Origin of the sequence: Halomonas sp. A3H3, assembly GCF_000982975.1 — a bacterium.
In the GTDB taxonomy this organism is placed as follows: domain Bacteria; phylum Pseudomonadota; class Gammaproteobacteria; order Pseudomonadales; family Halomonadaceae; genus Vreelandella; species Vreelandella titanicae.
The window spans coordinates 561,757-584,995 of sequence record NZ_HG423343.1 but is presented as its reverse complement, the minus strand read 5'-3'; the positions used below and the strand labels follow the sequence as shown (position 1 = coordinate 584,995).

General features: G+C 55.7%; 18 protein-coding genes. 8 read left to right on the top strand and 10 right to left on the bottom strand.

Features of this window, described 5'->3' with window-relative positions:
* Positions 1-74 precede the first annotated feature (74 nt).
* The 3 genes from HALA3H3_RS02445 to HALA3H3_RS02435 all read right to left on the bottom strand — a co-directional run bounded on the left by HALA3H3_RS02445 (position 75) and on the right by HALA3H3_RS02435 (position 4,513).
* Positions 75-2,630 carry a glucose/quinate/shikimate family membrane-bound PQQ-dependent dehydrogenase gene (locus tag HALA3H3_RS02445; RefSeq protein ID WP_022523620.1) on the bottom strand — a complete coding sequence of 852 codons (2,556 nt, stop codon included), beginning with the start codon at positions 2,628-2,630 and terminating at the stop codon, positions 75-77.
* Between the two features lie 261 nt (positions 2,631-2,891).
* Positions 2,892-3,890, bottom strand: coding sequence for an NADP-dependent oxidoreductase (locus tag HALA3H3_RS02440; protein WP_009286888.1), 999 nt, complete (start codon positions 3,888-3,890; stop codon positions 2,892-2,894).
* A 242-nt stretch (positions 3,891-4,132) separates the two neighbouring features.
* Positions 4,133-4,513, bottom strand: a complete 381-nt coding sequence (locus tag HALA3H3_RS02435) for a septal ring lytic transglycosylase RlpA family protein (RefSeq protein ID WP_022523619.1) — start codon at positions 4,511-4,513, stop codon at positions 4,133-4,135.
* Positions 4,514-4,838: 325 nt separating this feature from the next.
* Between HALA3H3_RS02435 and HALA3H3_RS02430 the strand changes: the two genes are divergently transcribed.
* Entirely contained in the window at positions 4,839-6,284 is a 1,446-nt protein-coding gene (locus tag HALA3H3_RS02430; RefSeq protein ID WP_022523618.1) for a hypothetical protein, read from the top strand.
* Between the two features lie 118 nt (positions 6,285-6,402).
* On the opposite strand, the gene HALA3H3_RS02425 is transcribed toward HALA3H3_RS02430, so the two are convergent.
* On the bottom strand, positions 6,403-7,281 hold the full coding sequence (locus tag HALA3H3_RS02425; protein ID WP_022523617.1) for a DMT family transporter: 879 nt from the start codon (positions 7,279-7,281) through the stop codon (positions 6,403-6,405).
* A 101-nt stretch (positions 7,282-7,382) separates the two neighbouring features.
* Between HALA3H3_RS02425 and HALA3H3_RS02420 the strand changes: the two genes are divergently transcribed.
* Positions 7,383-8,255: a LysR substrate-binding domain-containing protein gene (locus HALA3H3_RS02420; RefSeq protein WP_022523616.1), complete on the top strand. Its 873-nt coding sequence runs from the start codon at positions 7,383-7,385 to the stop codon at positions 8,253-8,255.
* Between the two features lie 129 nt (positions 8,256-8,384).
* Positions 8,385-8,942 (top strand): cytochrome b, encoded by a 558-nt coding sequence (locus HALA3H3_RS02415; RefSeq protein WP_022523615.1) that lies wholly within the window; start codon positions 8,385-8,387, stop codon positions 8,940-8,942.
* 22 nt (positions 8,943-8,964) lie between these two features.
* Here HALA3H3_RS02415 and HALA3H3_RS02410 read toward each other — a convergent pair whose 3' ends face one another.
* Both HALA3H3_RS02410 and HALA3H3_RS02405 read right to left on the bottom strand, forming a co-directional pair.
* Complete coding sequence (locus tag HALA3H3_RS02410) at positions 8,965-10,770, bottom strand: diguanylate cyclase (protein WP_022523614.1); 1,806 nt, start codon at positions 10,768-10,770, stop codon at positions 8,965-8,967.
* 206 nt (positions 10,771-10,976) lie between these two features.
* Complete coding sequence (locus tag HALA3H3_RS02405; protein WP_022523613.1) at positions 10,977-11,843, bottom strand: LysR family transcriptional regulator ArgP; 867 nt, start codon at positions 11,841-11,843, stop codon at positions 10,977-10,979.
* A 208-nt stretch (positions 11,844-12,051) separates the two neighbouring features.
* Here HALA3H3_RS02405 and HALA3H3_RS02400 point away from each other — a divergent pair, with 208 nt between their 5' ends.
* The 5 genes from HALA3H3_RS02400 to HALA3H3_RS02380 all read left to right on the top strand — a co-directional run bounded on the left by HALA3H3_RS02400 (position 12,052) and on the right by HALA3H3_RS02380 (position 18,888).
* Positions 12,052-13,350, top strand: coding sequence for an imelysin family protein (locus HALA3H3_RS02400; RefSeq protein WP_022523612.1), 1,299 nt, complete (start codon positions 12,052-12,054; stop codon positions 13,348-13,350).
* Positions 13,351-13,441: 91 nt separating this feature from the next.
* The gene (locus HALA3H3_RS02395) at positions 13,442-14,911 is read left to right on the top strand and encodes a di-heme oxidoreductase family protein (protein WP_009286894.1); all 1,470 of its coding nucleotides are present in this window, start codon (positions 13,442-13,444) and stop codon (positions 14,909-14,911) included.
* A 23-nt stretch (positions 14,912-14,934) separates the two neighbouring features.
* Positions 14,935-15,960 (top strand): imelysin family protein, encoded by a 1,026-nt coding sequence (locus tag HALA3H3_RS02390; protein ID WP_009286895.1) that lies wholly within the window; start codon positions 14,935-14,937, stop codon positions 15,958-15,960.
* 3 nt (positions 15,961-15,963) lie between these two features.
* Positions 15,964-17,052, top strand: coding sequence for a DUF1513 domain-containing protein (locus HALA3H3_RS02385; RefSeq protein WP_022523611.1), 1,089 nt, complete (start codon positions 15,964-15,966; stop codon positions 17,050-17,052).
* A 183-nt stretch (positions 17,053-17,235) separates the two neighbouring features.
* The gene (locus tag HALA3H3_RS02380) at positions 17,236-18,888 is read left to right on the top strand and encodes a multidrug ABC transporter permease/ATP-binding protein (protein WP_022523610.1); all 1,653 of its coding nucleotides are present in this window, start codon (positions 17,236-17,238) and stop codon (positions 18,886-18,888) included.
* A gap of 24 nt (positions 18,889-18,912) precedes the next feature.
* On the opposite strand, the gene fhuF is transcribed toward HALA3H3_RS02380, so the two are convergent.
* The 4 genes from fhuF to HALA3H3_RS02360 form a co-directional block, all read right to left on the bottom strand.
* Positions 18,913-19,701: a siderophore-iron reductase FhuF gene (gene fhuF, locus HALA3H3_RS02375; protein WP_022523609.1), complete on the bottom strand. Its 789-nt coding sequence runs from the start codon at positions 19,699-19,701 to the stop codon at positions 18,913-18,915.
* 149 nt (positions 19,702-19,850) lie between these two features.
* A complete protein-coding gene (locus HALA3H3_RS02370) occupies positions 19,851-20,618 on the bottom strand; it encodes an ATP-binding cassette domain-containing protein (protein ID WP_022523608.1) in 768 nt (255 codons plus the stop codon).
* 199 nt (positions 20,619-20,817) lie between these two features.
* Positions 20,818-21,615, bottom strand: coding sequence for an inositol monophosphatase family protein (locus HALA3H3_RS02365; protein WP_022523607.1), 798 nt, complete (start codon positions 21,613-21,615; stop codon positions 20,818-20,820).
* Positions 21,616-21,725: 110 nt separating this feature from the next.
* A partial coding sequence (locus HALA3H3_RS02360) for an ATP-binding protein (RefSeq protein WP_053856870.1) occupies positions 21,726-23,239 on the bottom strand: 1,514 nt, incomplete at its 5' end.

The following is a 23,239-nucleotide window of genomic DNA, read 5'->3' as shown; positions in this document are numbered from 1 at the left end:
ATAAAAACGGGCGGCGCTCATTCATTATTGCTGAGGCCGCCCGTTCTCGTGGGTGATAACGCTAAGTTAGCCGTTTACTCAGGCAGAGCGTAACCAATCACGTAATCGCCCATCTTGGTGCCAAAGGTGCCGTGTCCACCCGCCGTGACGACCACATACTGACGGCCATCCTGGCCGGTGTAGGTCATCGGCGTGGCTTGGCCACCTGCTGGCAGGCGTGCTTTAAACAGCTCTTCGCCAGTAGTGATGTCGTAGCCGCGCAGGTACTGATCCAGCGTGCCGCTTAAGAACGACACCCCGCCAGCCGTCGTCAGCGGGCCGCCTAGTGCAGGAACGCCGACGTTCAAGCCAATCGGTAGATCAAACGGCATGCTGTCGCGTGTGGTGCCATTGCGGTGCTTCCACACCACCTCGTTACTTTGCAGATCGATACCGGCTACATCGCCCCAGGAGGGCGCTTGGCAGGGCAGGCCGAGCACTGAAAGCAGCGGGCCAAGCTCAACGGCATAAGGTGCGCCTTCATTGGCTTGTAAACCCTGTTCGCTGGCAGAGCCTTGGCCTTCTTCTACCTCTTCACGAGGAATTAACGTAGACACAAACGCCAGGTATTTAGCGCCAGTGAAGAGCGCTTGGCGCTCGGGATCAACGGCCACACCACCCCAGTTCATTACACCGACATTACCTGGATAAACAATACTGCCTTCCAGCGAAGGTGGCGTGTATTGGCCCTCGTAGCGCAAAGAGTTGAACTGAATACGGCACATCATTTGATCAAACGGTGAAGCGCCCCACATGTCGCGCTCGGTGAGCGGCGGTGGCAGCAGGTTAAGCGCTGAACGCGGCTGAGTCTCGGCGGTCCAGTCGCCTTCCACGGCGCCCTGAGGTGCAGGAACCTCTTCAATGGGCACAATCGGTTCACCGGTTTCACGGTTCAATACATATAGGCTGCCCTGCTTGGTCGGCTGAATAACCGCGGGCTGGGTGCCATCACTAGTGGCCAGGTCAATCAGTACCGGTTGCGCAGGTGAGTCCATATCCCATAGGTCGTGGTGTACGAACTGGTAAACCCACTCAACCTGACCATCTTCCAGGTTGAGTGCCACTAGACCCGCGCTGTAGGTTTCATCGTTCTCGGTGCGGTCAGCGCCATACTGGTCAGGCGTGGCGTTACCCATTGGCAGGTAAACCAGGCCTAGCTCTTCGTCAACGCTGATCGGTGCCCATACGTTGGGGGAGCCGCGGGTGTAGGTTTCGCCTTCTGGTAGCGGGTCGGTGTCGTCGGGATTACCGCTATCCCAGTTCCATACCAGCTCGCCGGTATGCACATCAAAGGCACGAATAACACCTGAGGGCTCGTCAATGGAACTGTTGTCGGTGACGTGGCCGCCCAGAATAACCAGATTTTCGGTTACCGTCGCAGGGGAGGTGGAGTAGTAACCGCCCGGTGAGAAATCGCCAATATTGTTGGTGAGATCGATTTCTCCGTTATTACCAAAACTGGCACACCGCTCACCCGTATCCGCATTCAGCGCAATCAAGCGTGCATCCGCCGTGGGCAGGTAGAGCCTGCGTGGGCACATGACGTCGGTCTCGCTGAGCATGGGTTGCTGCGGGGCGCCGTTTTCTTCTTCAACACCAAACAGCAGTGACAAGAAGGAGAGATCCAGACTGAAAATATCGCTGTCATCGAAGATATCAAAAGAGAGTGCCGTTGCACTGTTCGGGGCAGCGTCACTGTTCGTCACTTCTGTGCTATCGGTTGCAGAGTCATTAGTGTCAGTAGAATAGTTTGCGGCGTCATAGTAGGCGAGGCCGCGGCAGGTCATATGTGCCCAGCCAGAAAAGTCATCCGCCCCCATGGTGCTGATCTCGGGGTCAAATGCCCAGAGGGTTTCACCGGTCTCGGGTGACAGCGCCATTGCCCGGCTGTGAGAGGTACAGATATACAGGCTGTCATTCACTTTCAGCGGGGTATTTTGATTGGTGATCTCCGGGGGCGCATTGGGGCCCGCTTTGTCACCGGTTTGAATCCGCCATACCTCTTCAAGCTCGCCGATGTTTTCCGGCGTAATTTGATCAAGGGAAGAGTAGTGGGTGCCTGCATTGGTGCCGCCATAGGCGGGCCAGTCATCGCCCGCCACTTGGGCAGGGTTTACGCTATCGGTCGTTGATTGGTTGTTAGCGGCTAGCGACCCTTCGATAGTACCGGGATCGTTAAACTGGCTGGCAATGGCCACGATAACAGCGGCAGTAATGCTGCCAACAAGCGCCAGACTGCCGCCTTTTGAGTGTAGTGGCTTACGCCACCAGGGCAGGAGCAGCAGAATACCTATTAAACAGAGAATGGCAACGCGAGGCACTAACTGCCACCAGTCGAGACCAACCTCCCACAGAGCCCACACTAATGTGGCAAAAAGAATCAGCGCGTAGAGCCACAGAGCGGCGCCTTTGCGCAGGGCAAATAGAATGCCGCAAGCAATAATGCTAAGCCCGGCAATTAAGTAGTAGGCGCTGCCGCCTACGCTGACGAGCTTGCTGCCGCCAAAAGCAAGCACCAAGCCGATAATAAATAGTAGCAGGCCAACTATAATAGCTGGCCATTTACTGTGAGCGCGCGTGCTTTCTTCCATGAGATTTCCCCTAGTGAAACGTACTTAATACGTTAATGCATGCCGCTTAAACCCTAAATTCAAGCAATAAGTGCCAAACGGCGAACCCGCAACGCGCTTTAACCCATCGGCGGCGCCGATGGGTTAAAACACACCGCTATGGTGGATGATTTTAATAATCAATTCGCTATTGGTCTAACGATTTGATGTTTTTTTCTAAGGCGGGTGCCCTACCGCCAGGGTAGTTGATGTCGCGGTAGGGTTAGCCAGAAGGCGTGAGGTTTATAGCTTGACCAGCATTTTACCGGTATTGCCGCCGTCAAACAGGGCCAGGAATGCATCGGGGGTGTTCTCCAGGCCTTCTTTCACTGTCTCTTTATATACCAGCTTACCTTCCGCTACTTGGGGGGCTACTTCGTTCAGGAAATAGGGGTAGCTAGCCCAGTGGTCAGCCACAATAAAGCCCTGCATTTTGGCCTTGCGCACTACCAACTGAGAGAGATTGCTCGGGCCGGGGGTAGGCTCTTTTGCATTGTAGCTGTCGATCATGCCGCATACGGCAATCCGCGCACCTTCATTTAGCTGGTTCAATGCTGCTTCTAGGCAGATACCGCCGACGTTTTCGAAATACACATCAATGCCGTTGGGGCTGGCGAGCTTAATGGCGTCGCTTAACTCCTGTGCGGTACGGTCACGATAGCTAACCGGTTCAACGCCCAATGATTCAAGCCAGGCCAGCTTATTCGCAGCCCCGGCAATACCGACCACATGACAACCTTTGGCTTTGGCCAACTGCACTGCCAGGGAGCCTACGGCACCGCTAGCCGCGCTAACCAACACATTGTCACTCGGCTTGCATTCGGCAATCAGGTTGAGGCCAGTCCAGGCGGTCATGCCAGGCATACCGAGTACGCCCAGATAGGCTTGTTCGGGAACATCGATATCGGGTAGCGGCGTGACGCCCTGCGCAGGCAGTTGGGCAATATCCCGCCAACCGCCCATATGGCTCACTTTGTCGCCCACTTTTAAGCTTGAATCATTGGTCTCGATGACTTCGCCAATGGCGCCGCCTTCCATCGGTTTGCCGAGTTCAAACGGCTCCACATAGGTGCGAATGCCGCTCATGCGCCCCCTCATATAAGGGTCGACGGAAAGCCAGCGGTTGCGAATACGCACTTCGCCTTCGGCTAGGTCGGGTAGGGTTTGTGTTTCTAGCTTGAAGAGCGTGCGATCGGGTAGGCCTTTGGGATAATCGGTAAGCGTATAGAATTGTGACTGCATGGATTTGTCTCCTGCGAATACTGAGCGTGTATCGAACTCCTTGCAGCATAGAGACCATTAGCCTGCTTGCAAGTTCGTTAATGTATCGGGAAGTAAGTCACAAGAGGTAAGCCACATAAAGAAACAGGGTGACCATTGCTGGTCACCCTGTCTGTTGACTACTTTAAGATAACGATGCTTCGTGTGCTGTCGCATTGATTAGGCTAATGGGTATCACACAACAACCAAGGATGTGTTATCCGTTAATCCAACAGCGTTACCATCACTGGAGCTGTACCGCGGCGAATCATGCCAAGCTTCGCTGCCGCGCGTTTAGATAAATCAATAATGCGTCCTTGAATGAAAGGGCCACGATCATTGATCAGTACTTCTACCTCTTGCCCCGTGTCCGGGCGTGTCACCAACACCTTGGTGCCAAACGGCAAACTCGGGTGGGCGGCGGTCAACGCCTGCTGGTCAAAGGGCTCTCCACTGGCAGTGGTCGCTCCTTGAAAGCGGTCACTGTAAAAGGAGGCAACGCCTTCCTGCGTTTCTGTTTCATGTGCAAAAGCACTATTGGCAGCGCTACTTACCATTATCGCTGCCAAACAAATCGTTCGGATCAGTCGTTTTTCGGCTCCCATGGGAGTACCTCGGTTTTACGTGTTGCGAATCCCGCACTCTTGATGAGATGCCTGAATAGGCTTTTCGATACTACCCTTGTCGCAACGAGTCAGCAAGCTTTGAGAAGATCGGTGCAAATAGGTTCAATTTCAAGATTTTTAAATCTCTACTTATGTGGCCTTGGGTTTCAGTGACTTATCAACCCAGGTATGAAATGAATAGAGAAAGCACTTTATGCAAAGCAGCATTCTTCATGAAACGCTCACTTTAATTGAGTAAGCATCTTATAATCACTGATACTTATCTAATTAATGATTGTCATTGCGACTCAACAAGGAACCGCTCATGGCTAGATCTTCTTCGTTTACGTTTGTATTGGTGGCGATCGGTGGCGCAGCCGTTGGTTTTCTCGCTGCTCAAATTATTCCCTTACCGGGGCAAACCGCCGATGAAGCGCCTGCCGAAACTGCTGAGACAACTGATCAGCCGTCCGTAGCCGAGGCTATTGTTGGCCTTGAAAAGCTCACGCTTGATGAGCGCATGCGTGGCGAAATAACCTCGGCCAGCGAGCTGAACGGTAACGATGGCAGCCGCTTCATGCGCTACGCCATCGCACTGGAAGAGGATGAGATTGTTGAGATTTCTCTCAACGGAGCCTTACAAGGTGTTGTGGCGCTTTATGATGATCAGCTACAGCTACTCGATAATGCCCCTATCGTTCGTCACCGTATAGAAGAGAGCGGCGACTACGTAGTGGTGGTTAGCGGTGCCGATGCCCACAGTTATGGCCCGTTTACCGTTGTCAGCCGAACCGTTGAGCTGACGGATGCTGACACAGTGGCAGTGGGCGAGCCCATCGATAGTTGGCTGCAAGGGGATGCCCGTGAAATCACCTTGAACATAGAAGAGGCGGGCCTCTACCAATTGGAAATGCGCTCTGACGACTTCGACGCTTACCTGGAGATTGAAGGGCCGAACGGTTACGCCCGCGAAGACGACGACAGCGCCGGTGATTTAGACGCGCGCATCGCTGATTTCCTTGAACCCGGTGAATATACGCTGACGGCACGTAGCGCCTACGATGATGGCAATGGCGTTTATACGCTTTCAGTAGAGCCTCACGAGTTACCGGGTGATGGCGAACTTCGCAATGATGGCGCTCTGACGCCTGATGACTCTCTCAACGGCTGGTTTAGTGGTCAGGAGCTTAGCTATCAGGTAGAAGTAGAAGAAGCAGGCATGTACCAAATTGAGATGCGCTCCAGCGATATCGATTCCTACCTGGTGCTTGAAGGGCCTAACGGTTACTACCGCGAAGATGATGACAGTGCCGGCAATCTGGATGCTAGCATCGCTGATTTTCTTGCTCCCGGTGAGTATCAGCTAACGGCACGTACTGCCTATGGCGAGAGCAGTGGCATGTTTACGCTCTCCATGGCACCGCGTGATATGCCAGATGTTAATCTGCGTAATGAAGGCACGCTTACCCCTGGTGAAGCGCTTAACGGTTGGTATAGCGGTGAACCGCTGACGTATCAGTTGGAAGTAGAAGAGAGCTCGTTAGTGACGTTGGAAATGAGCTCTGACGATTTTGATACCTTTATTGAGATCAGTGGTCAGGGTTTTGTCGCCAGCGATGACGACGGCGCGGGCGGTACCGACTCACGGCTTCAAGAGCAGTTGCTGCCCGGCACTTACACGGTAAGCGCACGCGGGTTTAGCGCTACCGGTAGCGGCTTATTTGAACTAAGCCTCGACATGGAGCCGACGAACATTCCCCCAGAGCTTTAATTGTTAGCGTTAATCGATAATACCCAGCGCCCCTGTTGCTTATCGTGATAGGGGCGTTGGTTTATTGGTCGATGGTGAGGAGTGAATTGTGAGGAGTAAATAGTTAGGCGTGAGGAGGTTAACGGCCAGCTTTGAGGCAGCCTACCACTACCAGCACGGCCGCGGCGGGTAGGCGCCAGTCGAGCACGCTCATGCCTGCTAGCACCAGCAGTAGGGCGGCTAGAATCGGCACGCCATACGCCAAGCTGCCCACAAGGCTCGCGTGCCCCCAGCGCAATGCTTTATCCCAGGCCACCATGGCTACTCCGTAAGGCCCTAAACCCAGTGCGATGCCCGCGAGTAACGCTTCACCGCTGGGGAGGGCGAGGGTGCCTTCCAGTATTAAGCTGGCTGCCACGGCAATAGCGCAGGCAATCAGCAGTAGCCGCGGCAGCAGGGGTGTTAAGGCCACTGGTGCAGCTTGGCTTAACCATGAATAGATCGCCCAGCAGCAGGCGGCCAGCAGTGCTAGCGCGTAGCCCGTGGTGGCACCACCCAGCCCTCCACTGATGGCTTGAGGAACCAGCAGTAGCGCAGCGCCTGAAAACGCAATCAGGGCGCCGACAACCCCCGCGATGCGCAGGCGGCCAAAGCGGCTCCATTGGCTGAGTAGCACAAACAGCACGGGCCAAGTGTAGGTAATTAACGCTGCTTCGGCGGCGGGGGCTAGCCGCATACCAATAAAGTAGGTGCTGACGGCGCCAAAGATGAGCAGTGGGATACCCACCCAAACGCTGAGTTGCCAACCCACGCCGCTGGCAGCGACGTTTACGCGGCGGCTTAATGGTAGCGTCGCCAATGATCCCGCTAACAGGGTAACGGCAGTTAACTGCAAGGGCGGTGTCGCTTTGGCAAACTCAGCCAGCAGCGGTGCCGAACTCCAAAGCATCACGGCCACCAGCGCCGCACCAACACTGTACCAACGTGGGAATAACGCAGGGGAGTGAACGGGATGCATAAGAGTTCTCCTTGATTTGAGCATGTACCGAGCAGCATACTCATCATCAATGCATCACAATATCGATCTTTTGTGATCGTTTTCATCAAGCTTGGTGATATATGCGTGCCCCCACGTTAGACCTAACCCTGCTACGCACCCTGGTGGCGATTGCGGACACTGGGAGTGTGACCGCAGCTGCTAAACGGTTGGCGTATACCCAGTCCACTGTGAGCATGCAGCTCCAGCGGTTAGAAGCGCAGCTCTCGCTCACGCTGCACGAGCGGGAAGGGCGGCGAATACGCTTTACCTCAGAAGGTGAACGCTTGCTTAACCACGCCCGACGGCTATTAGCACTTAACGATGACGCGTGGAGCGATATGCAGGCGCGCCAGGTGACAGGCGATCTTACCCTCGGCATTCCTGAAGATTACGCTTCGTTGCTGCCTTCGGTGTTTGCCTACTTTCATCAGCTCTACCCCGCTGTGGGGTTAAAGGTGATCTGCGGCACCAGCGCGCATCTCGTTGAGCAGGTAAAGGCTAAAGAGCTGGATCTCGCCCTGGTGACCCGACAGCGTAACTCGCCAGGGGGCGATGTGATTCGCCGGGAGCCGCTACTGTGGGCAGTCGGCATGAACCAACAACCGCTGCTTAGCGATCCGCTACCGCTGGCGCTCTACTCGCCTGGGGCCGACGTATTTCGTGAAGTGGCCGAGCAGGCGCTGCAATCGGCGGGGCGCAGTTGGCGTGTTGCCTATACCAGCCAATCCATGGCGGGGCTGGCGCCAATTGTGACCGCTGGCCTGGCCATCGTGGTGGTGACTCGCAGTATGCTAACCCCTGCGCTGAGACCGCTGGATGAGAGCAGTGGGCTGCCTGCGCTGCCGATGATTGAGTTAGCGCTGCACCGGGCGCCGCACCGACCTTCGGAGCCTGTGCGCCGTTTGGCAGAGTTAATACGCGATCAACTGGCAGTGCCCGAACAAGCGTTATAAAGTGGTTTTTTAGATCAGGTAGAGCCTAAGTAATGCTTAGCGTTGATGGCCGTGTAGTGCTTTAATCAGCGTAAGGGAGCGTTACTGACTAGAATGAAGAGCAAATGAATTGGCTGTTAGGAGCACTGCATGCACGAACTGGATCACTATATCTACCCGCATCGGGTATTGCACTGGCTGGTGGCTGGCGCGGTGCTGCTCTCCTTGGCCAGCGGTTTAACGTTAGGCTTTTTGGGCTATGAACGCACCGTCGCTCTAGTCGGCAATATGTTAACGAACTTGCTGTATACCAGCCATAAAACGCTAGGTGTGCTGATCCTTTTGCTAATGACGCTACGTATTATTACCCGCCTGGCTTTTGTGGTGCCTGACCACGAACCGCCTCTAAATGCCCTCGAGAGGGTAGTGAGTACCAGCGTTCACCATCTGCTCTACTTGGCCTTGGTTGTTATGCCTTTATTGGGCTGGGCGGCTACCGCAAGCGGCGGCTTTCCCGTGGAGTTTTTCCACTGGCATTTACCCGGTTTGATTGGCGAACGCGAACAACTGTCTGAACAGCTGTTTATGTGGCATGGTCGCCTGGGGTGGGCCATTTTAGGTTTGGTGGTACTGCATGTCGCCGGTGCCATATTCCATTGGAAAATCAAACGCGATAACGTTATGAAGCGTATGAGCCTGTTTGATTAATGACCAAGCAAACGGTTAACACCTAACTCGCCGAGCCGTAGCGATAGAACGCTACTGCTTGGCGTGATTTAACAGCGTACATATGACTATCGGCTTCACGCAGTAAACTCTCAAGAGTGGCGCCCTCTGTTCCCTGGCAAGTGCTTATCCCAATGCTCACGCTAACACTAACCCGCTCGCCGCAGGGAAGTTTGATGGGTGAGCGAATGGCTTCGTCGATACGTGCCTGTATATTCTCCAGCGTATCGTGAGGTTCGATGTTCTCCATGATAATAATAAACTCATCACCGCCAAAGCGTGCACAGTGGTCACCGGTACGCGCCATATGGGCAATACGTTTGGCAATTTGTTGTAAGACAAAATCACCTGCCTCATGGCCGTAGCAGTCGTTAATGGGTTTGAAACGATCCAGATCAAGCATCAGGAGCGCCAAGCGATGGCCGTTTTGACGATTACGCTCCAGAGCTTCTGCGGCGCAGCGCGCCAGGCCATGGCGATTTAATAAACCGGTCAGCATATCGCCGTTGGCTAAATGCTCTAGCGCTTTAGTTCGGGCAGCGACTTTTTGTTCCAGCACGGCTTCCTGCTTTTTTAGCGCAGCTAGCATAGCGGCTTGAGCGCGCTCTTTTTGCCGTTTAAGTTTGTTAAAGCGTGATGCCAGTGCAAACGAAAGCAGTAACATTTCTAGCGCCGAGCCAATTTGAATGCCGTGTAGGGTAATAAAATTAGCCGGCAGTATGCCCAGGTTGCGGAGTGTAAAGACACCTGCACCCAGCAGAAATATCGACCACGCAAACACGAAGAGTCTAGCGCTGGGTATGCGTCGAAAGCTGCAGTAGCTGCCGCATATCAGGAGCAGTAAAGCCGCCATAAACCCCGTCACATCCATTAGGTGGAGGGCCGCAGGAATGGGCAGCAGCAGCGAGGCAATGACGGCGAGCCAACAGTAGCTGCGAAAGGTGTTTAATACCTGGTGCCAGCGTGGGCAATACGTCTCTGTGTTTAGGAAGCTCTGCGCAAACAGTGTGGCCATGGTAGAGGCAAAGGTGAAACCGAGCGCCACCAAGCGAGACGTGTTCTCACCCAGAAAACTCCAAAACATGAGTGTGCCAATTCCGTTAAACGCCAGAATGGCAAGCCCAAAGCCAGCGACAAAAAGCGAGTAGTGAAGAAATATGCGCTCTTTTAAGCCAAAAAATAGCAGTAAGTTATATAACCCCATCGCCAGTAGCATGCCGAAGTAAGTCGCCAGCCAAAAATTATGGCGATCATTCTGGGTATAAAATCTCTCTGGCGTTAATAAGTTGTAGCTCAGCATCTTGCTGCCTGAGGCAGCCACATGGGTGTACAGCGTGACGGTTTCAAAGGCGGCCAGCTCCAATGGAAAAACTGCCTGACGGTGGGCAAGCGCACGCTGTTCAACGGGAACCGCGCTGCCGCTTCGTTGCACACTTCTTAGCTGTTGGCGAAGCGTATAAAGGGTAACGTAATCCAAGAACGGGTATTCAAACTCCACCATCCAACGCTGGGGTTCCGACGAATCATTGCGCACCTGAGTTCGCAACCACACATCACCACGGGTATAGCCGAAATTTAAATCTTGGGCTTGGTGCGTGGGGGTAAAAGTACGCGGTTGGGCGAGCAAATCGTTAAGCGTTACAGACTGTTCGTCGGCGTGCCAGAACTCGTTATAAGGGGCAAGTGGATAGCTCGCCTGGCTTGGCGATGCGGATAGGAGAGTATTTGCCTGCGCCCAGGGCATAAAACAAACCGCAAGCAGCAGCAATAAGCCGGTGTAAACACCCGCTGTTAAACGTTGTGCATGCATAGGGTATCGCTTTTTTCGTTTTTTTACCCCGTTCGCTGTTCCCTGGGTTCCCTTACCCGCCGGGGGCCGCTAATTCGTCGACATAGCGCTCAGACGCGGTTTGCATGCCGCCCCGCCCAAAAGCAGCTCAAATTTCCTTGTGCCGTACGATAAGCTCTTTGAGTGTAGTTGGCTTTGGTGAAAGGAAACGTTGAAAACTCTCATGCTTAAGTCATAGCACGACTTAAATGTTGCGTAAGTCGTTGAATGAGTTGCCCGCTGTGGCGCCAAAAATGCCAGTACAAGGGCACTGCTAAAAAATGACCGGGAGCAACACTGGCTAGTTGGCCACTGGCCATTAATTCGCCGACCTGCAACTGAGGCATCATGCCGTAACCGACCCCGGCTGTGGCTAAGCGCACAAACCCTTCTGAAGATGGGCAGAGGTGATAAGGAAAGTGGCCGTGGTAGCCGCACTGAGCAAGAAAGCGATGCTGCAACTGATCGTGAGGGCCGAAGACGATGGCTGGCGCGGATTGAAAGCTCTCTTTGCAAGGGCCTTCTGGAAAGTAGCGTTCGATATAAGCCGGTGTCGCCAAAGGGTGGTAGCGCATTTCTCCCAGCGCAACACTGCGTGCACCGGCTATCGGTTGTGGTGTGGCGCACAGGCAGGCCGCTACATCGCCATCGCGCAAGCGCTTGAGTCCGACATCCTGGTCTTCAATCACCAAATCCAGCAGTAAACCCTCCTCTTGGCAGATCGTGGCAACGGCCTCGGCCCACCAAGTGACCAAGCTATCCGCATTGATAGCAATCCGCAGACGCGGCGCCTGGTCATCCAGCGTGGGTAGGGAGCCGCGGAGATCGCGCTCTAATAGCTGTACCTGCTGGTAATGGGTCAACAGCCGCTGACCCGCAGGGGTCGGCGCTAGATGAGGAGAGCGTATAAGCACCGGCTGCCCAAGGCGAACCTCCAGTGCCTTAATGCGCTGGGAGACAGCTGACTGCGAAAGCCCCAGTACATCGCCTGCGCGCTCAAAACCTTCGCACTCCACCACGATTGCCAAGGCATGAAGCAGTTTATAATCCAGCATGTCGGTTTTCCCAAGGCAGCAAAAAGTGACACAGAGCAAAAAATGGTGATGAAACGGCGTAGTGCTCTTTATTTACGCTCAAATAGGATTGAATCTCATAGGTCAATGAATTACATTTCAGGCAGGGCTAGAGCACCAAAACCCTCACGGGTTGCCTAGCACTTTATGTGAGTAGTTTCTGTAATGCCACAGCCTAAAGGACACTGTAATGCCCGCCATCATGCTCCGTCGCCCTCTTGCAGGCATCGTTGCGCTTAGCGCGCTGATGCCTTTTGCCCCAGTTGCTGTCGACACTGCTGCTGCAGACGACACCGTTAGCGCTGACGCCGTGGTTAAACACTACGCCGATCTGGCTCATGCCAATTACGCCGATGCACTGAATGCTGCCCAAGCATTGAACGAGCGTATCGACGAATTGCTCGCCAATCCCACGGCCGAAACCCTGAGCGCAGCCAAGCAAGCCTGGCTGCAGGCGCGGGTGCCTTATCAGCAGAGCGAAGTGTTTCGTTTCGGTAATGCGGTGGTGGACAACTGGGAAGGGCAGCTAAACGCCTGGCCCCTTGATGAGGGCATGATCGATTATGTCGAGGGCGATGACTACCAATATGAGCTGGGCAACGAAGGTGCCACTGCCAATATCATTGCCAACGAGCAAATCACTGTCGGCGGCGAAACTCTGGACGTTAGCGATATTACCCCAGAATTACTCGCCGACCTGAATGAAATCGGCGGCTCGGAGGCTAACGTCGCCAGCGGCTATCACGCCATCGAGTTTCTGCTCTGGGGGCAGGATCTGCATGGCTTTGAGGAAGGCAACGGCGAACGACCGGTGAGTGATTACCAAACCGGCGATGACTGCACTCATGGTCACTGTGACCGTCGTCGTACCTACCTGGACGCGGTCTCAGACCTGTTAGTCGATGACCTTGAGTGGATGGTGAATCAGTGGGCGCCGGAAACTGAAGGCAACTATCGCCAGGAACTGCTGGCGGAGAGCGATCAGGAAGGCCTGCGCCGCATGCTGTTCGGCATGGGCTCGCTGTCGCTTGGCGAGCTGGCGGGTGAGCGCTTAAAGGTCGCCCTGGAAGCCAACTCTTTTGAGGATGAGCACGACTGCTTCAGCGACAATACCCACAACTCCCACTACTACAACGGCCAGGGTGTTCAGAATATTTACACCGGCAGCTATCAGCGTCTTGATGGCAGTGTGGTAGAGGGGCCTTCGCTGCAAGACTTACTGTCTCAGGCAGATAGCGAGCTAGCCGACACCCTTGGTGAGCAGCTTGAAGCCACCATGGCGCGGCTTGATGCTATCAAGCAGGCGGCTGAAGCGGAAAGCTCGCCGATGGCATTCGATATGATGATTGCGCCGGGTAACGAGCAGGGCAGTGAATTGATCAACGAGGCGATTCTCTCCCTGGTGGCGCAAACAGGGTCTATCGAACAGGCCGCAGGTGAACTGGGCGTGACCTCCCTACAGCCTGATGATGCCGGTCACCGGTTCTAGAGCGGACTAGCGTCTACCATGAGCCGCCGATAGTGTTGCTATCGCGCGGCTCTGTTGGTTTTGTCAGTATCTTCCTTCTCAAGGTATCACCATGTACCGCTTACCCCGGTTTATTGTCCTAGCCAAGTGGGTGCCCAGCACATTAGCCCACAGCAGTTTCTTACTGTTCTTGTTGGCCGTGCCCTTGCAGGCAGCCGAATCACCTATACAAAATGCGCCACCTAGCCAAGATTATCCCATTCAAACGACGCCCATGAGTGGTGGCGATGGCTCGGTGGAGCAGTTTGACCATAACGCCTATTCGCTGCCGTTGGGTAATATGTCGATGACCAAGCGGCTGGATTTCAGCGTCGGCAACAGCTTCTTTCGCAACCCTTGGGTGGCGGCGCCCGCCAGCACCGAGGCCCGGGATGGCCTGGGGCCGCTGCTCAATACCAATAGCTGCCAGGGGTGCCACCTTAAAGATGGTCGGGGGCACCCACCCACCGGCGACGAAAACCCCATCGCGCTGTTTCTGCGCCTCTCGCTACCCGCAAGCCAAGCGGATCCAGAAACACTGGAGCAGCGGGGCGCGCTTCCGGTACCTAACTACGGTTTGCAGCTCCAAACCGCGGCGATTAGCGGTGCCAAGCCCGAGGCCAAGCTGGTGATTGAGTATCGTCCTCGGGAAGTGAGTTTCACCGATGGCACCAGCGTCACCTTGCAGGAGCCGCTCTACTCGATTGCCGAGCCCGCTTACGGAGAGCTGCCGGAGTCACTGCAAACTTCGCCACGGTTAGCACCTCCAATGATTGGCCTGGGCCTGCTAGAAGCGATTCCTGAAGCTGACCTTATCGCTGCCGCAGACCCTGACGATGCTGATGGCGACGGGATTTCCGGCCGCTACAACCAGGTATGGGATGTGCGCAGTGGTACCACGGTGCTAGGGCGTTTTGGCTGGAAAGCCGGCGAGCCCAGCATTGAGCAGCAGGGGCTGCACGCCTTTGCCGGGGATATGGGGCTGACCTCCAGTCTGGTGCCACAAACCGACTGCATGGAGAGCCAGGGGTGCGATGATTTTCCTAACGGTGGCACGCCTGAGGTCAGCGATGACGTGGCCGACTTCGTGACCTTCTACGCCTCCAGCTTGGCGGTACCGATGCGACGCAATATGGATGACCCAGCGGTGAAACAGGGCGCTGAGAGATTTAACGCGCTCGGCTGCGCGAGCTGCCATACGCCGCGCCATCGCACCGCTGCGGATGCTGCCCGTCCGGCGCTAGCCAATCAGGAAATATGGCCCTATAGCGACCTACTGCTCCACGATCTGGGCGATGCCCTGGCTGATCATCGCAGCGAGTTCCAGGCCGATGGCCGCGAATGGCGCACCCCGCCGCTGTGGGGCATCGGCTTGGCGCAAACGGTTAACCCCCGGGCTGGTTTTCTCCACGATGGTCGCGCCCGCACTCTGGAAGAGGCGATACTCTGGCACGGTGGTGAGGCAGAAAGCGCTACCCAGGGCTATCGCGCATTGCCCGCTGACCAGCGAGCGGAACTTATACGTTTCCTTGAATCCCTGTAAGTCATTACTGTTAAGGAGTTAACGTGATCGCATCTCTTCGCCGCCTGAGTTTGCTGGCTTGCGCGCTACTCGCGACGCCGCTCTCTTTTGCTACGGACACCCCTACGCCGCGGGAAATGTGGCACGGCGCGGTGGAACTTCAGTATGCTGAGCTGAGCGCCGCCTCCGAGCGCCTGGAAGCTAGCGCCGCACGCTTTTGCCAGAGCCCAGACGAAGCGCTCAGACAGCGGCTGGAAAATGACTGGCTGAGCGCCTATCAAGCTTGGCAGGCGGTGCGTTTTATTCAGTTCGGCCCGGTCGAGCAGAATAGCCGAGGCTGGCAACTGCAATTCTGGCCAGACCGTAAAAACCTGGTGGGCAGCAAGGTGCGCGGCTGGCTGAAGGCAGCCGAAGCCCCGGATGCCCAAGATATCGCCAGTGACAGCGTGGCGATTCAAGGCTTTCCCGCCCTTGAATACTTGCTTTATGACGACGCCATGGACGAACAGGCCCTGAGCGACCCTGGAGCCTGCTCGCTGATGCAGGCCATCACCACGCATCTTGCTGATACCACAAGCGCGCTGCATCGCGACTGGCAGGCCTTTGGCGAGCACTATCTTGAGACTCCTGACTACACGGAGACCACGCTGGCGAGCGCCATCCAGGCTCTCGAAATACTCGAAGATAAACGGCTCGGTGAGCCCATGGGCCTTAAAGGCGCACCCGCCAACGGCTACTTGGCGGAAGCGTGGCGAAGCGGACAAACGGTTCGATTGGTAGAGAGCAGCCTGGAGGGTCTGCGTACCGGCTTCTTGCCGGGGCTCACCGCGCTGTTGCGCGAGGCCGATGCGCTGCCGCTCGCCGAGGCGTTTCGTGATCAGTTGGATAAGACACTCGTTCAGGCCAGCGAACTGCCACCGGGCTTGGTGCCTTCCCTTGAAGACGAAGAGGCGTTTCGCGGTCTGCAGTCGCTCTACCTCGACATCAGCCAGCTACGCCATCTACTGGGTAACGAGATCGCTGGTGAACTGGGGCTGGTACGAGGCTTTAACTCCAGCGATGGGGATTGAACCATGCAGCGACGCCAAGTACTCAAAGTAGGGTTGGGCAGCGTCGCCATGGCGCTGACCCCGCTGAGTTGGGCGCTGCCCGCGCGGGAGGAAGCCGCTTGGCTGTTCAGCGCGGTAGACGACCCCAGAGGAGGGCATTACATCGCCGGGGTGGCATTGGATGGTCAGACCCGCTTTATGATCGAAGTACCCGAGCGCTGCCATGGAGGCTGTCTGCAGCCCGACTCTCGCCAGGCGGTATTGTTTGCTCGCCGCCCTGGCACACGGATGCATGTGATCGATGGGGACAGCCGCCAATTAGCCCACACCATTGCGGCCGGGGAGGGCTACCACTTCTACGGGCATGGCGTTTTCGACCTGAGCGGGCGCTATCTGTATGTCACCGCCAATCGTTTGGAGGACAGCGCCGGGCTAGTGCGCGTTTACGACGCTGCCAACGACTACGCCCATGTGCGCGATATGCCGCTGGGTGGTATCGGGCCTCATGAGCTTAGGCTGATGCCGGATGGTGACACACTGGTGATTGGTTTGGGGGGGATCAAGACTCATCCTGACTATGGCCGGGTTAAACTCAATCTTGATACCATGGCACCAGCGCTGATGCTGCTGGATCGCCACAGCGGCGAGATATTGGCACGTCACGAACCTTCGCACCACCAGCTCAGTTGCCGTCATCTGGATGTGGCGGCGGACGGTACAGTGATCGCTGGCTACCAGTTTGAAGGGCCCGAGTGGGAGACCCATCCGCTGATCTGCCGTCTGGATGCCCAAGGGCACTTCTCTGAGCTGGCGCTGGCCGATGAAGTCACCGCCAGTCTGAAGCACTACACTGCCAGCGTGGCGTTTAGCCGTGTTTCTGGCAATGCCCTGGTGACTGCCCCTCGCGGCAACCGGGTACTGCTGCTGGATGCCGCGCAAGGCAAGCTTGTTGCCAGCCTAGCGCTACCCGACGCCGCCGGCGCCCGCTGCGACGGCAACGGCGGCTTTCTGGTCTCCTCCGGCCAGGGCGGGCTCTACCGAGTAACGCCTGGCTCGGCAACACCCCAACTGGTCGCCAGTCTGGAACTCCGCTGGGATAACCATCTGACATAGTTCTTAGGAATCGCCCTTCGGAATCGCCCTTAGGAATAGCTCTTAGGAATAGCGTTCCGGTTCAGACTACTCTTTGTCAGGCCTCTGTCGCTGCTCGTTTGCCACCCAATATGAATGACGTCTTCTTGGTGAGAGGCGCTGCTGTTAGACTTCAGCGCTCTTTACAGGAAGGCAAGGAGCCCCATGGAACTGCTGCGCTTAGTATTTCATCACTACCGCTGGCCCTTTTTAGGCGCCATTGCTTTGAGCCTATTGAGCGCTGGCTTAGGGGTCGGGGTAATTGCCTTTATCAACCAGCGGCTTATCGAAGTAGGCAGTATGGCGGCGCTGCCGCAATTTCTCGGCCTGTTGGCGGTGCTCCTGGCGGTCACACTCAGTACGCAATTAGCGCTGACCGTGTTGGGGCACCACTTTGTGTTTGACCTACGCTCGCGGCTGGTGAAGCGGATTCTCGACACCGATATTGAGCGCTTGGAGCAGTTGGGCAACGCCACCTTGCTGGCCAGTCTGTCCAGCGATGTGCGCAACATCACCATTGGCTTTGTGCGTCTGCCGGAACTGATTCAGGGCGTGGTGCTAACGCTTGCCTCGGTGGCCTATTTGGCCTGGCTGTCGCCGCAAATGGTGGTGATCACGGTGCTGTGGATCGCGTTCACCATGGGCGTGGGTTGGGTGCTGGTGTCGCGGGTGTATCGCCATTTTCGCCTCGTGCGTGAAAGCGAAGACAGTCTGTATAAAGATTTCCAGGCGGCCATTGAAGGGCGCAAAGAGCTGGCGCTCAACCGCGACCGTGCCCGGCGCTTTTATGATGAGCGCTATACCGCCAATGCCCGCGACTACCGTCATCACATCATCCGCGCCGATACCTACCATTTAAGCGCTAACAACTGGTCTAACATTATGATGTTGGGTGCCATCGGGGTGGTGTTTTTCCTCTCTAATGGGTTGGGGTGGGCGAATACCACGGTGGCTTCCACCTTCGCGTTGACGCTGTTGTTCCTGCGTACGCCGCTGATTCAGGCGGTGGGCGCTTGGCCAACCTTGATCAGCGCCCAGGTCGCTTTTGATAAATTGAGCAGCCTGGAGCTAGCCGAGTACCAGGCAAGCTTTGCTGTCGACGATACGCTGGCTGATTGGCAGCGTCTGGAGCTGGAGGAAGTCACTTATCACTACCCGGACACTGCCCAGGGCGAGGGCTTCCAGGTGGGGCCGCTCAATATGACCCTAGAGCGCGGTGAGCGGGTGTTTTTGATCGGCGGCAACGGCAGCGGTAAGTCGACCCTGGCAAGGCTGCTCTCGGGGTTATACCGTCCCCAAAGCGGCACTATTAAGATTGATGGGCAGGTGGTCACTGCTGCTCAGTGGGAAGCATTCCGCGCTCGTTTTGCCAGCGTGTTTACCGATTTTCATCAGTTTGATCAGACCATGGGCCCTGAAGGCCTGCCTGCTGACCAGAAGGTCGTTGATACCTGGCTTGAGCGACTGCAGATGCAGCATAAATTGCAGTGGGAGGGTGATCGCGTTATTAACACCCAGCTCTCCCAGGGGCAGCGTAAGCGCCTGGCACTGCTACTAGCGATTGCCGAAAAACGCGATATCCTGCTCCTCGACGAGTGGGCGGCGGATCAAGACCCGCAGTTCCGGCGGCTGTTCTACCGCGAGCTGTTACCGCACTTAAAAGCGATGGGTAAAACCGTGTTTGCTATCAGTCATGACGACAGCTACTTCGTCCACGCTGATCGGTTGCTGGAGATGTCGAAGGGGCAGCTTAGCGAGCTGAAAGGCGAGCAGCGTGCGCGGGCAAGCGAAGATGCTGTTGCGCAAATTAATATCTAAACCGTGTTAAAAATAGCTCACGTTTTAACGGGCGACCTGTTTGGCCCGCTTTCGCGCTTCCAGGTCGCAGCCCTCTAGCGGGCAGGTGCCGCAGGTATCAAACTCATCCAGTAAATAGCGCAGGCAGCAAAGCTTGCGCACCCGCTTAACTTCCTTACTACCCTTGGGCGTAAAGTAACGCACCGGCTGAAACAGCGGGTTGCGCTTGCCGTTGGGCAGGTTGCGCGCTTCTAGCAACGCCTTGGCGGCCTCAAACGCCTGCCTATTGGCAAGCGGGTGCTCGCCCAGCGCGTTGACGTAAAAGTCCAGGTAGCCACCGGCATTGCTCCAGAACACCCGCTGTGCAGCGCCGGAGATAGCCGCTAATTGCTCAATCAACGGTGCCCAGTGCTGCTCAATCAGGGTAGCAAAACGCTCAAACGGGTCGTGAGTGGTTATCGACGTGCCTTCGTGGGGCAACCACAGCCGCGAGGTGGCGCCCTTGTCGTTAAAGATAACCTGCATGTCGTCCAGCCCCACCGGCAGGTCACGGTTAAGCAGCAGGTTGGCAGTCAGTGTGGGAACGGTTAGCGCACTTAAGTGCCATTTCGACCAGATCGATACCACTGCCCGCTGGTCTCCGCCTGGGTACTGTTCAGCGAAACGGGAGAGATCCTCTTTGAGCCAATCGGCATTCCGCCAACGGGCTGTTTTGAACGCTTCCAGCGGTGGCGTTCCACCTATTAACGGCGGCGTAAAGTTCGCCAACGGCCCGGTGTAGCAGGACGCTAACGAAGGCTCGAACAGTTGCGGCTGACGCAGAGCAGAGGGCATCGCGGGGCTCCATCGCAGGTCTTTCAAACAAGGTTTTGACACAGCACACAGGGAAAATATGGCATTCAGCTTAATCGATAATGCGTATCAGTTGAAGTGTTTGGTTACGAATGAGTGCTTTTAATAGTGTCTGGCCTCGGAGCATACCGTTATTGAGCAACGGCGATATTGTGCTCTCCGTTGGGGTGCTTCATGACCTGCATCGGTAAGCCATAAATAGCCTCTAAGGTGCTGCCGCACATCAAATTATCCGGGCTGCCATGGGCCAACAAGCGACCGCTGTGCAGCGCCATTAGCTCGTCGCAGTAGCGCGAGGCCATATTGATATCGTGCAGTACAATAATCACCCCAAGATTTAGCTCATCGCACAGCTTACGGATCAGCGCCAGCACTTCGATTTGGTGGGCGATATCCAGCGCCGCTAGCGGCTCATCCAACAGCAGGAATCGGCTGCCCTGGGCGAGTAGCATCGCCAGCCATACCCTTTGGCGTTCACCACCAGAGAGCGTGTCGACCAAGCGGTCGGCAAAGGACTCTGTGTGGGTCAGGGCAATGGCGCGATCAATGGCATCTTTGTCTTTCTGGGTATGGCGGCCCAGCAGCCCGTGCCATGGGTAGCGGCCAAAGGCGACTAGCTCGCGTCCGGTAAGACTTTCTGCACTTGGTAAATGCTGGGGCAGGTAAGCCACCTGACGAGCGAACTCACGATTTCCCCAGTCACTCAGCGGGCGCTGATCAAAGTGAATCTCCCCCTGGCTTACCGGCTGCTGCTGGGCCATGAGCTTGATTAGCGTCGACTTGCCCGAGCCGTTATGGCCAATCAGGCCATAAACCTTGCCCTCATGAAAGCTGTGGTCAATGGGATTTAAAATCTGCTTACCATTGATTTCAAAGGTGGCGCCTTTGACCTCGAACATGAATGACTCCTGGCGATAGGGTTGATGATAATGCCTCCATTCTAGTGCTAATGGTTCTCATTTTTAACAAAAAAATGAAAAGATTTACGTGATAGATGGCAAACGCCGCTTGGGGAAAGCAGGCAAGGGGCAGGTCTCAGGCGGTTAGCCTCTGCTTGATTGGCTAACCGATGTGATTAGAGATGACGTTGATCGTTTATCAGCAAGACGCTAAACACGCTAGCAGTTGTCCATGCCTCTCGGGGTGCGCCGCAAGTAAACTGTTCCATTGAGCGGGATTCGGCTCGCCAGTGAGATCCGTGACGGTGTAGCCAGCTTCTCTGGCAATCACAATGCCAGCGGCGATATCCCAAAAGTCGAGCTTAGCGCCTTGAGACCAAAACGCATCAAACCGGCCCAGGCTGGTGTAGGCGATCTCCAGCGCCGCGGAGCCCGGGCTGCGGATACCGGCCACCTGGGGCATTAGACCAGCGAGTTGATTTAGGGCCGTCGAGCAGTCGCCTTTAGCGTGGTAGGGCAGGCAGGTGCTTATCAGCATCTCGTTCAATGGGCGCGGTTCAGTCGTCGTGAGCGGCGTGTCGTTGAGGAATACGCCGGTGCCAAGGCTGGCCCAAAGCATTTCATCAAGCAAGGGGTGATAAACAACCCCGATGATCAGCTCATCGCCCTTGGTGACTGCAATGGAGACCGAGAAGTGGGGCACCCCATGCAGAAAGTTGCTAGTGCCATCGAGAGGGTCAATGATGACGGTATAGTCACTATCGGTGGGTGTAAGCCCGCTCTCTTCACCAAGGAAAGCGATATCGGGAAAAGCGCTGTTGATACAGTCGATAATGATATTCTCGGCGGCCGTATCGTAGTAGCTGACAAAGTCTGACGCCCCCTTTTGCTCAAAGGCAATTCTTCCCTTTAGCGAATACCCCTCGCGTAACAGCGCACCTGCCTCGTACGCCGCCTGCTTCACCGTTTCGAGTAGGTCGTTACTGCTATCGAGCATTGTATTTCCCCTGGGCATTCATCGTGTCTTAGTGAATGGCAAAAACTGTATGCATTCAATGTAACTAGCCATTCATGACGCGGAGATGACAGTGGCGGATAGATTGGTAGCTAAGCCAAGGTCTCCACCTCAAACGCCACAATTTGGCGCTCAACGCTGGAAAACTCCACGCCGATCAGGTGGATGGGCTTGCCCGAAGCGCGGTGCTTATCGGCATAGCCTTTATGTTTGATCTGCTCCAGCGCTTTACCTTCCGGCAGTTGTTCCACCACTTTGAACTCAAACAGGTAGATATGCCCACCAAAGTCCACGCTCATATCCACCTTGCCGTGGTGGCTGGCGTCTTCCACGGTTACATCCAGCCCCAAGGCCGCAAAGTGGCTGTAAAAGACACTGGCATAGTGGCCTTCGTATTTGGCGATGGGGTTGTTGCGGTACCAGTCATGGGGGAGTCCGGCGTAGAGCGCCTTTAAGTGAGCTTCCAACGCAGCAAGGTCATGGCGCTGAAAAGTGTCAAATAACGCCAGTTGGTAGGTTTGCGCATCGCTTGTGTTAATACCCAATACTGGCAGCAATAAATCGTTAAGGCTGCTTTCTACCTCCCTGTTCGGAAAGCCCAGCGTATAGAGGCGATAACCCAGCATGGGTTCCTGCACGTCTTTAATGGTGATGTAGCCGGTTTGGAACAGCAGTCCTTCGGTGGTGATATCGTCGACATCAAAGCGGCCGAGCAACTGTGCTTTTGCTTGCAAGGTCTCCAATCGAGGGGTAAACACCCCGCGTTGTTTGAGAATATCGACCAAAAACGTTGGCGTCGCGGACTCAAACCAGTACGGGCCGAATTCTTGCTCTTGGAACAGCAATAGTACATCGAAGGGATTGTAGACAGAGGTAACCTCACGACCACCCCAGCGATAGCCGTTATACCACTGTTTGATTTCCTGACGGTCTAACCCAGAAAGTTCAGGTTCAAATACGGTATCGATATCGTCATCGGTATAACCACACAAGGTTGCATAGTCGGGCGAAAGGGTAATATCGCGGAGATTGTTCAAGCCCGAAAACAGGCTGACCTTGCTGAATTTGGAAACGCCGGTAAGCAGCACGAAGTGTAGGTGCGGGTCGGCGTCTTTCAGCACGCTGTAAAGGTTCTTCAAACCCTCGCGCAGTTCCCGGGCACGCTCCGGCGCCAGGATGTTATCCAGAATCGGTTTGTCGTACTCGTCAATCAGGATGACCACCCGCTGACCACTCTGCTGGTGGGCGGCACGAATGAGGGCGGAAAATTCACCCGGTATATCGGTTTTATGGTGGTGGGTAATGCCGAGTCGCTCTCGTTGAACGCGTAGCTGCTCACGAATACGCTCATCCAGCCCTTCACGGCCCTGCATCACGCCATCGGCAAAGCTAATACGAATCACCGGGTAGCGCTGCTGCCAGTCCCACCTGTCGTGGAGATACAGCCCTTCGAACAGCGCCTGGCGACCTTCAAACAGGCAGCGCAGGGTGTCCAGCAAGAGACTTTTGCCGAAGCGGCGTGGCCGCGAGAGGAAGTAGTATTTGTTCTGGTTAACCAAACGCTCAATGTGCGGTGTCTTATCGACGTAGTAATAGTTCCCTTCGC

What these genes read in the sequence shown, in the direction of transcription:
- HALA3H3_RS02385 (WP_022523611.1), top strand. Translation starts at nt 15,964, where the DNA reads ATGCAGCGACGCCAAGTACTCAAAGTAGGGTTGGGCAGCGTCGCCATG.
- HALA3H3_RS02395 (WP_009286894.1), top strand. Translation starts at nt 13,442, where the DNA reads ATGTACCGCTTACCCCGGTTTATTGTCCTAGCCAAGTGGGTGCCCAGC.
- HALA3H3_RS02400 (WP_022523612.1), top strand. Translation starts at nt 12,052, where the DNA reads ATGCCCGCCATCATGCTCCGTCGCCCTCTTGCAGGCATCGTTGCGCTT.
- HALA3H3_RS02435 (WP_022523619.1), bottom strand. Translation starts at nt 4,513, where the DNA reads ATGGGAGCCGAAAAACGACTGATCCGAACGATTTGTTTGGCAGCGATA.
- HALA3H3_RS02420 (WP_022523616.1), top strand. Translation starts at nt 7,383, where the DNA reads ATGCGTGCCCCCACGTTAGACCTAACCCTGCTACGCACCCTGGTGGCG.
- HALA3H3_RS02430 (WP_022523618.1), top strand. Translation starts at nt 4,839, where the DNA reads ATGGCTAGATCTTCTTCGTTTACGTTTGTATTGGTGGCGATCGGTGGC.
- fhuF (WP_022523609.1), bottom strand. Translation starts at nt 19,701, where the DNA reads ATGCCCTCTGCTCTGCGTCAGCCGCAACTGTTCGAGCCTTCGTTAGCG.
- HALA3H3_RS02380 (WP_022523610.1), top strand. Translation starts at nt 17,236, where the DNA reads ATGGAACTGCTGCGCTTAGTATTTCATCACTACCGCTGGCCCTTTTTA.
- HALA3H3_RS02440 (WP_009286888.1), bottom strand. Translation starts at nt 3,890, where the DNA reads ATGCAGTCACAATTCTATACGCTTACCGATTATCCCAAAGGCCTACCC.
- HALA3H3_RS02445 (WP_022523620.1), bottom strand. Translation starts at nt 2,630, where the DNA reads ATGGAAGAAAGCACGCGCGCTCACAGTAAATGGCCAGCTATTATAGTT.
- HALA3H3_RS02365 (WP_022523607.1), bottom strand. Translation starts at nt 21,615, where the DNA reads ATGCTCGATAGCAGTAACGACCTACTCGAAACGGTGAAGCAGGCGGCG.
- HALA3H3_RS02405 (WP_022523613.1), bottom strand. Translation starts at nt 11,843, where the DNA reads ATGCTGGATTATAAACTGCTTCATGCCTTGGCAATCGTGGTGGAGTGC.
- HALA3H3_RS02425 (WP_022523617.1), bottom strand. Translation starts at nt 7,281, where the DNA reads ATGCATCCCGTTCACTCCCCTGCGTTATTCCCACGTTGGTACAGTGTT.
- HALA3H3_RS02415 (WP_022523615.1), top strand. Translation starts at nt 8,385, where the DNA reads ATGCACGAACTGGATCACTATATCTACCCGCATCGGGTATTGCACTGG.
- HALA3H3_RS02370 (WP_022523608.1), bottom strand. Translation starts at nt 20,618, where the DNA reads ATGTTCGAGGTCAAAGGCGCCACCTTTGAAATCAATGGTAAGCAGATT.
- HALA3H3_RS02410 (WP_022523614.1), bottom strand. Translation starts at nt 10,770, where the DNA reads ATGCATGCACAACGTTTAACAGCGGGTGTTTACACCGGCTTATTGCTG.